Raw genomic sequence first — 11,490 nt, forward strand, 5'->3', positions numbered from 1 at the left:
GAGAGAAGAGTTAGCGGAGGACATGGCGAAGAAGGACGGCGTCATCGAGATCGAGGGCAGCGTGATCGAAGCGCTGCCGAACGCGATGTTCCGGGTGGAGCTGAGCAACGGACACAAGGTGCTCGCGCACATCTCCGGAAAGATGCGTCAGAACTACATCCGGATCCTCCCGGAGGACCGGGTCGTCGTCGAGCTGAGCCCGTACGACCTCACCCGGGGTCGCATCGTCTACCGCTACAAGTAACCCACCCGACAATCGCCGCCGCGGCACCGTGCCGAGCGGCGGCGGAGGAATGCAATGAAGGTCAAGCCCAGCGTCAAGAAGATCTGCGACAACTGCAAGGTCATCCGTCGGCACGGCCGCGTCATGGTGATCTGCAGCAACGTCCGCCACAAGCAGCGTCAGGGCTGACCTGACGACGGCGGCGACCTGCCGCCAACCGCTCCGTCAGCACCCAGGTGCAACCCCCGGTTCGGAGGCCGGGGCCCGCCCCGCTCGGGCGGGACGGCGGAGCGGAGGACCTCCGAGCAGCATGAGGAGCACAAGTTGGCACGACTCGTCGGCGTCGACCTCCCCCGCGAGAAGCGGCTCGAGGTGGCGCTCACCTACATCTACGGCATCGGGCGGACCCGCGCGAAGCAGGCGCTCGAGGCCACGGGCGTGAGCCCGGACCTGCGCGTCAAGGACATGACCGACAGCGACCTCGTCGCTCTTCGTGACTACATCGAGGGCAACTTCAAGGTCGAGGGTGACCTCCGCCGCGAGGTCCAGGCCGACATCCGCCGCAAGGTCGAGATCGGCTCCTACCAGGGCCTGCGTCACCGCCGCGGACTGCCCGTCCGCGGACAGCGCACCAAGACCAACGCCCGCACCCGCAAGGGCCCCAAGCGCACGGTGGCCGGCAAGAAGAAGGCCCGCTAAGTAGTCCGGTCGCACGTCCCGGCGCCCCGCGCCACGTGCCCCGGTCCGACGACCAGGAGAGAAGCACCACATGCCCCCCAAGTCCCGCCAGGCCACCTCTGCGGCCCGCAAGCCGCGCCGGAGCCAGCGCAAGAACGTCACGCACGGTCACGCTCACATCAAGAGCACGTTCAACAACACGATCGTCACCCTCACCGACCCGAACGGCGCCGTCATCAGCTGGGCCTCCTCGGGCCAGGTCGGCTTCAAGGGCTCGCGCAAGTCGACGCCCTTCGCTGCCCAGATGGCTGCCGAGGCCGCGGCCCGCCGCGCCCAGGAGCACGGCATGAAGAAGGTCGACGTCTTCGTCAAGGGCCCCGGCTCCGGCCGGGAGACCGCGATCCGCTCCCTCCAGGCCGCCGGCCTCGAGGTGGGCTCGATCCAGGACGTCACCCCCCAGGCCCACAACGGCTGCCGCCCCCCGAAGCGTCGCCGCGTCTGAGTACTCCGTCGTGCGCCGTCCTGCGGGGCGGCGCACGGCACGAGGTGCCGGCACCTCATCCCCGCCCGGTGGTCGGACCGATGACCCCGGGTGCCCTGCACGGCGTCATATAGCGGTCGCCTGCTGAAAGGAACACATCGTGCTCATCGCACAGCGTCCAGTCCTGACCGAAGAGGTCCTCACCCCGCAGCGCTCCCGGTTCGTCCTCGAGCCGCTGGAGCCCGGGTTCGGCTACACCCTCGGCAACTCCCTGCGTCGCACCCTCCTGTCCTCCATCCCGGGTGCCGCCGTCACGAGCATCCGGATCGACGGTGTCCTCCACGAGTTCTCCACCGTCCCGGGGGTCAAGGAGGACGTCACCGAGCTCATCCTCAACATCAAGGACATCGTCGTCTCCTCGGAGCACGACGAGCCGGTCGTCATGTACCTGCGCAAGCAGGGCCCGGGCGTCGTCACCGCCGGTGACATCACCCCGCCGGCGGGTGTCGAGGTCCACAACCCCGACCTGCACCTCGCGACGATCAACGCCAAGGGCAAGCTCGAGATCGAGCTCACGGTCGAGCGGGGCCGCGGCTACGTCTCCGCAGCCCAGAACAAGAGCTTCGACTCGGAGATCGGCCGCATCCCGGTCGACTCGATCTACTCGCCGGTCCTCAAGGTGACCTACAAGGTCGAGGCCACCCGTGTCGAGCAGCGCACCGACTTCGACAAGCTCATCGTGGACGTCGAGACGAAGAACTCGATGAGCCCGCGGGACGCGCTGGCCTCCGCCGGCAAGACCCTGGTCGAGCTCTTCGGGCTCGCGCGGGAGCTCAACGTCGAGGCCGAGGGCATCGAGATCGGCCCCTCGCCGACCGACGCCGCCCTCGCCGCCGACCTGGCGCTGCCCATCGAGGAGCTCGGTCTGCAGTCCCGCTCCTACAACTGCCTCAAGCGCGAGGGCATCCACACCGTGGGCGAGCTCGTCGCGCGCAGCGAGGCCGACCTGCTCGACATCCGCAACTTCGGGGCGAAGTCGATCAGCGAGATCCGCGAGAAGCTCTCCGGGCTCGGGCTCAGCCTCAAGGACAGCACGGTCGACTACGACATCGCCGCCGACGCCTCCGCGTACGAGGGCGACATCGAGTTCAGCGACGGCTCACGCGACTGACGCCACCAACGAATCACTACAGGAGAGAACATGCCCACTCCAGCCAAGGGCCCCCGTCTTGGTGGCAGCCCCGCCCACGAGCGGCACATGCTGGCGAACCTCGCCACCGCGCTGCTCGAGCACCGCTCCATCACGACGACGGAGCACCGTGCCAAGCGGCTGCGCCCCGTCGTCGAGAAGCTCATCACCCTCGGCAAGCGCGGTGACCTCCACGCGCGCCGCAAGGTGATGACGACCATCAAGGACAAGGGCGTGGTGCACGAGCTGTTCACCGAGATCGCCCCCGCGATGGCCGAGCGCCAGGGCGGCTACACCCGGATCACCAAGACGGCACCGCGCAAGGGCGACAACGCCCCGATGGCGGTCATCGAGCTGGTCATGGAGCCGGTGAGCCCGAAGCAGGCCACCGTCCGTGAGGCCGAGAAGGCCACCGAGCGCGCCGCGCAGGCGGCGGCGCCCAAGAGCCCGGAGTCGCCCGAGTCTGCGCAGTCCCCGGCGGAGCCCGCCGAGGAGGCGGCAGCGCAGGAGACGGCCGCCGCCGAGCAGGCCGGTGCCGAGGCCTCCGCGGAGGCGGCGACCGACGAGGCGCAGGACGCCGGCGCGGCCGACACCGGAGAGACCGCCGAGGGCACGCCCCGCGGCTGAGACTGCGGTGCGCCCACCCGGCGCGCCGTACACGCACGAGGCCCGCACCCCACAAGGGTGCGGGCCTCGCGCCGTCCCGGGCGCCCGCCCCAGCGGTACGCCGGGCCGAACAGCGCCCCCGACGCCGGGGAGGCGAAGTACGCTGAGAACACCGCGACGGCGCAGGGCAGCGCCGCCGCATCGCCGAGAGTCGAGGAGCGCACGTGCAGCTGCGGAGCGAGAGCATCACCTGGCGGGAGATCGACGGCGAGCTCGTCATCCTCGACACCGAACGGTCGGTCTACCTCACGACGAACGCCTCCGGCACGCACCTGGCCAAGCTGCTCACGAGCGAGCGCACCGCCGACGAGCTCGCCGACGCGCTCGTCGAGCAGTACGGCATCGACCGGGAGACGGCCGTGGCCGACGTCGCGGCCTTCGTCGCCCAGCTCCAGGCCAAGGGTCTGCTCCGGTGAGCAGCCGCACGGTGGACCGGTGACGGAGCAGGACACCGAGCCCGTCGACCCGCTGGACCTCCAGGTCGAGAGCCGGAGCCAGCGGCGTTCCGTGGCGCGGCTGTGGCACCTGCTGCGGCGCTCCACCCGGCTCGTCTGGTCGGCGGGACGGCTGCTCCTCGTCGGCCTGCTCGCCGTCCAGGTGGCGGCCGCGCTCGTGCTCGCCGCCCAGGTGCTCGTCGTGGAGGTGTTCCTCGCGGCGGTCATCGCCCTCGGCAGCGGTGCGGCCGAGGCCTCCGCGCTGCTGCTGCCCACCCTGGCGCTGTCCGGGCTCATGGCGCTGACCGCGCTCCTGAACGCGGTGCGCGGCTACCTCAGCCGCTACCTCGGGGAGGCCGTGGCGCGGCGCACCCACCAGGACGTGCTGGACGCCGCCACCGGGGTCTGTCTGCGCCACTTCGAGTCGGCGGCCTTCCACGACCGGTTGCAGCGCGTCGAGGCGGCCGCCGCCACCCGCCCCTTCCAGGTCACCCAGGCGCTGCTCGGTATGGTCGGCGGGCTCACCGCCACGGTCGGGGTGGGGGCCGTCCTCGTCGGCATCCACCCGCTCCTCCTCCCCCTGCTCCTCCTCGGCGGGCTGCCGGTCGTCCTGACCAACCGCCGCGAGAGCCGCCTGGAGTTCGGCTTCACCGTGGAGCAGACCCACCCGCACCGGCTGCGCCACTACCTCAACCACCTCCTCACCAGCCGGGACGAGGCCAAGGAGATCCGCGCCTTCGACCTCGGCGCACCGCTGCGCGCCCGCTTCGACCGGCTCTACGGCCGCTACCTGGAGGACCTGGCCCGCCACCTGCGCCGGCGCACCCGGCTCAACGTGGTCGGCAACCTCGGCTCGGCCGCCGTCCTCACCGGCACGCTCCTCCTGCTCGTGCGGCTCATCGACCAGGGCGCGGTCTCCGTCGCCCAGGCCGGAGCGGCCGTCGTCGCCATCCGCATGCTCCAGGGCCAGGTGCAGGCCCTGCTCCAGGGGGTGCAGTCGATCTTCGAGTCCGGGCTCTTCCTGCGGGACGTCGACCTGTTCCTCGAGCTCGGCGCCGCCGCACGCGAGGAGGAGGCCGGGGCACCCGCCCCCGCCCAATTCCAGGAGATCGAGGTCGACGACGTCCGGTTCCGCTACCCCGGCAGCGAGGCCGAGGCCCTGCGCGGGGTGAGCCTGCGCATCCGGCGCGGCCAGGTCGTCGCGCTCGTCGGGGAGAACGGCTCGGGCAAGACCACCCTGGCCAAGATCCTCGCGGGCCTGTACGAGCCCACCGCGGGTTCGGTGCGCTGGGACGGGACGGACACCCGGGCCTTCGCCCGCAGGTCCGTCCGCGACCGGGTGGCGGTGATCTTCCAGGACTTCGTCCGCTACGCACTCTCGGCCCGCGAGAACATCGCCTTCGGCCGGTACACCCCCGACGTCGAAGAGGGACGGGTGGCCGCTGCGGCCGAGCGGGCCGGTGCCGCGGGCGTCCTGGAGGGGCTGCCGCAGGGCTACGACACCGTCCTGTCCCGGCTCTTCAAGGGAGGGCGCGACCTCTCGGGCGGCCAGTGGCAGCGGGTCGCCGTCGCCCGCGCCTTCTACCGCGACGCGCAGCTGATGATCCTCGACGAGCCGACCGCCGCCCTCGACCCGCGCGCCGAGAGCCGGCTGTACGAGTCGCTGCGGGCGGTGCTCGCCGGGCGCACCGCGGTGCTCATCTCCCACCGCTTCTCCTCCGTGCGGTCCGCCGACGTCATCTACGTGCTCGACCGGGGACGTGTCGTGGAGGCCGGTGCCCACGAGGAGCTCATGGCCCGCGAGGGCCGGTACGCCGAGCTGTTCCGGCTGCAGGCGGCCGCCTACCTCGACGCCCCGGCAGCGAGGGCGGGCCGGGCCCCGGCGGAGCGACCGTGAGCCCTCACCCCGGCGCACCCCGGCTCACCCCCCACCCCGGGCACCGTCCCGCCGTGATCACCCAGCACGGGCTCATCGCGCCGGTCGGACCTGCCGTAGATTCCCGGTGTCCGACCCTGCCGGCCGCCGGCACCCACGCGACTGGAGACCAGGTGACGCTGCATCCCGACCACACCGCGGTGGCCGAGGCCCGATGAGAGTCCCGCTCCGCGAGGTCCCCGCCGTCGCCGCAGCGCTCGTGGTGGCCTGCGCCGTCGAGGTCGGGGTGCGCACCCTGCCGCTGCCGCGCCTCGCGCGGCTGGCCGGTGCCCCGCTGCGCCACGGCGGCCCCGCAGGCCCACCACCGACACGCCCCGTGCAGCTCGGGCCCCGGGCACGGCTGCGGCTGGGCGCGGTGCGGCGCGTCATGCGTCACTGGCCCTACGGGGACACCTGCCTGCGGCACGCGCTCGTCGCCGGTCACCGCATCCGCCGGTTCGGTCCCGAACTCGTCGTCGGGGTGACCAAGGTCGAGGGCGAGGTGCGGGCCCACGCCTGGCTCGAGGTCGGGGCCGGCGTCTACGACCCGCTCGGTGCCGCCCCCGCCTACCTGCCCCTGGTCCCCACGGCCACGGAGCAGCCGTGACCCGCTGCCGGCTGTACGGCCTCGTCGTCGACAGCGAGATCGACCTGCACCAGGACCGCCCGGCGACCGGCCCGGCGGACGTCACCGTGCGCCGCGGGGAGCCGATGCCGCCGCCCCGGGTGCGCCCGGGCGGACGCACCCTGCTGCACTACCAGCCGGGGGAGCAGCCGCTGTTCACCGCGACCGAGCAGACCGACGGCTACGTCCTGCGCTTCTACCGCACCGCCGACTTCGTCGTCGACCGCACGCTGAGCCACGTCGTGGTCCACGCCGTCGAGGGCGCCGACCCCGACACCCTCGGCGTGCTCGTGTCCGGCACCCTGCTGTCCTTCCTCCTGGCCCTGCGCGGCGCGGCAGTGCTCCACGCCTCCGCCGTCGAGGTCGACGGTGCGGCGGTGGCGTTCGTCGGGAGCTCGGGGATGGGCAAGTCGACGATGGCCACCCTGCTGTGTGCGGCGGGCGGGCGGCTGGTCACCGACGACGTCCTGCGGCTCGAGCTCGACGCGCCGCGGCCGCGCTGCCACCTGGGGGCCACCGCGCTGCGGCTGCGCAAGTCCGCCGGCGAGCTCGCCACGCTCTTCACCACGACACCCGCGCACCGGGTCACCGGGGACGGGCGGGACGCGCTGGCGACGACGCCGTCGGGGTCCGAGCTGCTGCCGCTGGCGGCGCTCGTGGTCCCCCTGCCCCAGCACGACGGCGGGCTCGCCCGGCCGGAGCTGGTCCGCCTCGAGCCCAAGCAGGCGCTGCTCACGCTGCTGCAGTTCCCGCGTATCGTCGGGTGGGAGGACGCCCGGGTGCTCGACCGTCAGCTGCAGGAGCTCGGGACGCTCGTCGAGGCGGTCCCGGTCTACGTCGCGCGGCTCCCGTGGGGGCCACCGTTCTCCCCGACCCTCGCCCGCGACGTGCTGGCCGGCCTCGGGCTCGCCGTCGGCACCAGCGGCAGACCCTCCTGACGGAGCCAGGCGACCTGCGCCATGAAGTAGCTCACCGGGTGCGGCCGGTCGCCGAGCCAGCCGGCGCGTAGGCGCTCCTCGTCGACGTACTCCGGGTGGAACGCCCCGCCGGTGTACTTCCGCGCGAACTCCCGCTCCCGCTCGGTCCAGCGTGACCGGTTGAACGCCGCCTTGCTCTGCCGGGCGAGGACGGCGTCCGGCAGCAGGTCCGCCCCGAGGCGCCGGAACAGGTGCGTGCGGCCCCCGGGGAAGCCCCAGCGGCCGCCCTCGGCGGCCAGGGCCGCGACGACCGTCGGCTCGGCGATGGGGTGGCGCATGGTCAGCCCGTACTCGGCCGCGCCCACCACCGGGTTGTCCAGGCCCATCCGGGTATGGCGCTGGTCGAGCACCGCCCAGGTGGCCTCGTCCCACCGCAGCGGTCCGCGCAGCGCCACCTCGTCCGCGGCGAGGACCGCCCGCGCGCGGGGGCGTAGCCAGGGCAGCACCTCGGGGTCGGCGAACGCCCGCCTGGCCCGTCGGCGGTCGACGACGGTGGGGGTGAGCGAGGCGGCCGCGGCGCGCAGCAGCGCCCGGCTCGCGCGTCTGCCGTGCAGTCGCAGGAGATGGAGGGCGGTGACGCGGCGCGCCTCGAGGAGAGCGTCGCCACCCTCGCCGGTGAGCACGGTGCCGCCCGGGTCGAGCTGGGCGAAGAACACCGGCTGGGTGTGCACCGCCTCGGGCCACACCAGGCCGCGGCGGCGCAGGTGGTGCAGCGCGACGTCCCCGAGCGTGGACCGTTCGTCGGTGATGGACAGGACGATGCGCTCGGTGATCCCGAGGTGGTCCAGCACGAGCTGTTGCCAGGACGACTCGTCGGCGTGTTCGTCACCGGGGTAGACGGCGGTGACCGGGACCGGGTCGGGCACCCCGAGGCGGCGCGCCGCGCTGGTGGCGAGCGCGAGGACAAGGGAGGAGTCGCGGCCACCGGAGAACAGGACGTAGCAGGGGCCGCGGACGACGCTGTCCGCGACCACCTGCTCCAGGGCCGCGCGGGTGGAACCGTCGACCGGCTGTGGACGGTCGACCGGGGGCATCGTCCCCAACGGGGCGACGACGTCGAGCTCGCTCCCGGTCAGCCGCTCGTAGTGCCCCACCGGGCGGCCCGTCACCAGCCCGCTGCGCGCCGGCCGTGGCCGGCGCGCAGCGGGTCGGCGGGGGTCAGCTGAACTCACCCGGCAGCGGGATGACGATCTTCCACAGGCGGATCTCGTCGGACCAGTCCTGGAGGTTGGTCCCACCGAGCGTCATCTCACGAATGCTGCCGACCTCGGTCAGCGTGGGAGCTTCGTAGCGTTCCACGTGTTCCCCTTCCATGTCAGCGGTGCGGCACCGCATCGTGCCGCTGGGTGGAGTCCCAGCAGGTAGAGGCCACGATAGGGACGGGTGACGGTTCGGGGGGCCGTCCGGGTGACTCTTCACAGGTGGTCCGGGAGGGACGGGAGGGTGAGGATCGCGGTCGGAGGGTGAGGCGACCTCACCCTCGACCCGCCGCCACCACCGCGTCCACCCGGTCGAGGTAGGCCTCCAGCGTGCGGCTGTCGGCGAACGGTCGGTGCCCCGGCTCCGGCGGCGGACGCATCCCCAGGAGATAGCGGCTGACGCTGCGTGAGGTCGCGAGGGTGGTGCGGACGGCCCCGGGACGCACGGCCCGCGCGAAGAGGCGCGCGGCGCCGTGCTCGGTGCGGGTGCGGGCCACCGGTGCCAACCGGTCGACCACGGCGGCGAGACCGCGGAACGTCGGCGAGGTCCCGAGGACGCGCTCGACGTCGGCCGGGATCGGCCCGCCGAGCGCCGAGCGCGCGCGCCGCAGCACGAAGGCGACGTGCGAGGTCGCGTCCCACGCCGCCGCCCGGAGGCGTACCTCCTCCCAGTCGGTGACGTGCGCCGCCGTGCCCTGCGCGTCGAGGAGGTACACCAGCCGGTTCACCCCGGACAGGACGGCATGGATGCAGACATGCAGGAGACGGTCCACCGGGTCGAGGGTCCAGGCGGGCCCGAAGCCCAGGGTGGTCGGGACCCGGCGGGCGAGGAGGTCGGCGGTCGGCACGCGGAGCCGGCGCCGCCTCTCGGCCTCGTTGACGACGTTCCAGTGCAGGTCCAGCTGGATCCCGGACGGGCTGCGCCAGTGCATCTCACCGGGCAGGTCGGGGTGGCGCAGCGTGTCGGCGTGGTCGACCACCCGCCACCCCGCGGCCCGCAGCTGCACGCTCACCCGGCGCAGGTCACCCGGGGCGACGAGGACGTCGATGTCGCGGTAGCTGCGCAGCCCCCGGACCGGGTGCGCGGTCTCCGACAGCACCGGTCCCTTGAGGACCACCCAGGGCACCGGGTCGAACAGTGCCCCGAGGTGCCCGAGGAGGGTCGTGACGTGCAGGTGCATCGCCATGGCACGGTCCCGGTCCTCCGCCAGGAGCGCGGCCAGCCCGGGCTCGGAGTCCCGCAACAGCACGTGGGCCAGGGGCGCGAGGCGGTGGTGCCGCAGTGCGGCGACGAGGGCGTCCGGTGCCGCCCGGACGGCGGGGTCGAGCTCCGGCACGGCTCCGCGGGCGATGGTCACCAGGGTGTCGGAGACGGCCCGGTGCAGCCGGCGGTCCCGTCGGGCCGCGGCGAGCCGCTGCCCCGCCGGGACCACCCGGCCGGCGCCGGCGTCCCGGAGTGCGACGGCGCCCTCCGGTCGGGCGACAGGGCGGTCCAGGCTCATGGGCGCTCCTCCTGCGGGCTCGGCTGCCTGCCCGCGGGCGTCAGCCGGGCCGGGCTCTCCGGCGGGGCCCCGTGGCGGTGCATCCGGTGCAGCAGGCCGGCGGTGAGCCGGTCGAGCAGGCTGCGGCGCACGTAGCGGCGGTAGTCGGGGCTGCGGCGCACCACCTCCTCCGGCAGTGGCCACGGCTCGAAGGTCGTCTCGAGCCGGTGGCCGGTGCCGCTGGGGCCGGCGGCCTGGATGGCGAGCGTGAGCTCGGTGAGGTGGAGGGTGAAGTCGTGGCCGGGGAAGGAGGGCCGCCCGGTCGTCGCGGCGTCGACCAGCTCGGCGACCCCGACGCACTTGTCCTGCTGGCCCAGCTGCCCGAGGCGCAGGCGGCGCAACAGGTCCGCCGGGCTCCACCAGCGCCGCGGCCCGAGCGGGTCGTAGGGCTCGGACTGCCCTGGCGGCGGGACACGCACGAGGGGCACACGGTGGCCACCCACCCCGAAGAGCCGCTGGAGGGCCGTGCTCGCCCGGACGCTGCGCGCCTTGCGTGCGTTGAGCGACAGCGTGGTGAACGGCTCGAGGTAGACGGGGCACTCGTCGTGCCACGGGTTGTCGGAGTGCACCCACCCGCGGTTGCCGATGACCCGCATCCGGTGGTCGTACGGGGCCCCGATGGAGCAGGTGACCCGGCCGACCACCCCGCTGACGAAGTCGAGGCAGGCGACCGAGAAGTCCGGGGTGTCGGGCGGGGAGAGCGGCTGGTGGGTCTTGTCCGGGAGCGTGACCTTGGAGAAGGCGGTCACCGAGCGCACCGGGCCGAAGATCGCGCACATCCACGCCAGGTGGTAGGACACGTGCTCCCAGGTGCAGCCGGCCTCGTACTCCGAGAGGTAGGGCCACGGCGCCCCCGACTCCGAGCGCCAGCTCTCCGGCCCCATGAGGTAGATGGGGTTGTCGTCGAGCTCGGCGTAGACGAGCCGCACGTCACCCACCAGCCCGTCGGCGACCACCTTCCACATCGTCAGGGCGGTCGCCGAGAGCGCGTTCGACGGGGCGCAGCCGAGCAGGAGCCCCCGGGACTCCGCCAGGTCGACCAGCTCACGCGCCAGGTGCAGCTCGGTCACCAGCGGCTTCTCGGAGTACACGTGCTTGCCCGCCTCCAGGGCCGCCCGGGTGACGGCGTAGTGGGAGGCGACCGAGGTGAGGTTGAGGACGACGTCCACCGCGGGGTCGGCGAGCAGCTCCTCGGTGGAGGCGTACGTCGGCACGCCGTAGTGCCGTGCCACCCGCGCGACCTGTGCCGGGTCCCGGTCCGTCACCCCGGCGAGCTCGAGCGCCGGGTGGTTCGCCCAGGTGCGCATGTAGTCGTCGAAGACGTAGCCGCACCCGACGATGCCGACCCTCACCTGCGTGCCCTGGGCGCGCGGCCCCTGCCGGGCGGCCCGGACACGCGACGGCAGACCCGCAGGACCGGGTGGTGTCCGCGCATGCTCGTCATCGGGCTGCTCCAAGGTGGAGGCTGGAAGGCCAACTGGGGCACATGATGCCAGCAGGTGGTGACCGCTCGGAGCGGAATGGGGCGAGGAGTGTCGCCGACGCGGCCGGTGTCGTTAACA

Annotated in this window: 14 protein-coding genes; 10 read left to right on the forward strand and 4 right to left on the reverse strand. The window is 73.4% G+C overall.

The genetic code is table 11. From position 1 onward, the window contains the following. Positions 1-22 precede the first annotated feature (22 nt). From infA to Q0195_RS09165, 10 genes are all read left to right on the forward strand, one after another. Positions 23-244 (forward strand): translation initiation factor IF-1, encoded by a 222-nt coding sequence (infA, locus tag Q0195_RS09120; RefSeq protein ID WP_299277402.1) that lies wholly within the window; start codon positions 23-25, stop codon positions 242-244. A gap of 54 nt (positions 245-298) precedes the next feature. Further along, positions 299-412 carry a 50S ribosomal protein L36 gene (gene rpmJ / locus Q0195_RS09125; protein WP_299277368.1) on the forward strand — a complete coding sequence of 38 codons (114 nt, stop codon included), beginning with the start codon at positions 299-301 and terminating at the stop codon, positions 410-412. Between the two features lie 135 nt (positions 413-547). Next, positions 548-922, forward strand: a complete 375-nt coding sequence (gene rpsM / locus Q0195_RS09130) for a 30S ribosomal protein S13 (protein ID WP_299277371.1) — start codon at positions 548-550, stop codon at positions 920-922. Between the two features lie 70 nt (positions 923-992). Then, positions 993-1,403 (forward strand): 30S ribosomal protein S11, encoded by a 411-nt coding sequence (gene rpsK / locus Q0195_RS09135; RefSeq protein WP_299277374.1) that lies wholly within the window; start codon positions 993-995, stop codon positions 1,401-1,403. Between the two features lie 139 nt (positions 1,404-1,542). Further along, positions 1,543-2,553: a DNA-directed RNA polymerase subunit alpha gene (locus Q0195_RS09140; RefSeq protein WP_299277377.1), complete on the forward strand. Its 1,011-nt coding sequence runs from the start codon at positions 1,543-1,545 to the stop codon at positions 2,551-2,553. Between the two features lie 30 nt (positions 2,554-2,583). Next, positions 2,584-3,198, forward strand: coding sequence for a 50S ribosomal protein L17 (gene rplQ, locus Q0195_RS09145; RefSeq protein ID WP_299277379.1), 615 nt, complete (start codon positions 2,584-2,586; stop codon positions 3,196-3,198). Positions 3,199-3,401: 203 nt separating this feature from the next. Then, positions 3,402-3,653, forward strand: coding sequence for a PqqD family protein (locus Q0195_RS09150; RefSeq protein WP_299277381.1), 252 nt, complete (start codon positions 3,402-3,404; stop codon positions 3,651-3,653). 19 nt (positions 3,654-3,672) lie between these two features. After that, positions 3,673-5,568 carry an ATP-binding cassette domain-containing protein gene (locus Q0195_RS09155; protein ID WP_299277384.1) on the forward strand — a complete coding sequence of 632 codons (1,896 nt, stop codon included), beginning with the start codon at positions 3,673-3,675 and terminating at the stop codon, positions 5,566-5,568. 193 nt (positions 5,569-5,761) lie between these two features. After that, positions 5,762-6,193 (forward strand): lasso peptide biosynthesis B2 protein, encoded by a 432-nt coding sequence (locus Q0195_RS09160; protein WP_299277387.1) that lies wholly within the window; start codon positions 5,762-5,764, stop codon positions 6,191-6,193. Then, on the forward strand, positions 6,190-7,149 hold the full coding sequence (locus Q0195_RS09165) for a hypothetical protein (protein WP_299277389.1): 960 nt from the start codon (positions 6,190-6,192) through the stop codon (positions 7,147-7,149). Before Q0195_RS09160 ends, Q0195_RS09165 begins: the two co-directional genes overlap by 4 nt. On the opposite strand, the gene Q0195_RS09170 is transcribed toward Q0195_RS09165, so the two are convergent. The 4 genes from Q0195_RS09170 to Q0195_RS09185 form a co-directional block, all read right to left on the reverse strand. Then, entirely contained in the window at positions 7,044-8,297 is a 1,254-nt protein-coding gene (locus tag Q0195_RS09170) for an asparagine synthase C-terminal domain-containing protein (protein ID WP_299277391.1), read from the reverse strand. The genes Q0195_RS09165 and Q0195_RS09170 overlap by 106 nt on opposite strands. A gap of 49 nt (positions 8,298-8,346) precedes the next feature. Next, positions 8,347-8,487 (reverse strand): lasso RiPP family leader peptide-containing protein, encoded by a 141-nt coding sequence (locus Q0195_RS09175; protein ID WP_299277394.1) that lies wholly within the window; start codon positions 8,485-8,487, stop codon positions 8,347-8,349. 175 nt (positions 8,488-8,662) lie between these two features. Beyond that, on the reverse strand, positions 8,663-9,889 hold the full coding sequence (locus Q0195_RS09180; protein WP_299277396.1) for a nucleotidyltransferase family protein: 1,227 nt from the start codon (positions 9,887-9,889) through the stop codon (positions 8,663-8,665). Next, positions 9,886-11,280, reverse strand: a complete 1,395-nt coding sequence (locus Q0195_RS09185; protein ID WP_299277398.1) for a Gfo/Idh/MocA family oxidoreductase — start codon at positions 11,278-11,280, stop codon at positions 9,886-9,888. The genes Q0195_RS09180 and Q0195_RS09185 overlap by 4 nt, the downstream gene beginning before the upstream one ends. Positions 11,281-11,490: the final 210 nt, after the last annotated feature.

The organism is uncultured Georgenia sp. (assembly GCF_937958535.1).
Taxonomy (GTDB): Bacteria; Actinomycetota; Actinomycetes; order Actinomycetales; family Actinomycetaceae; genus Oceanitalea.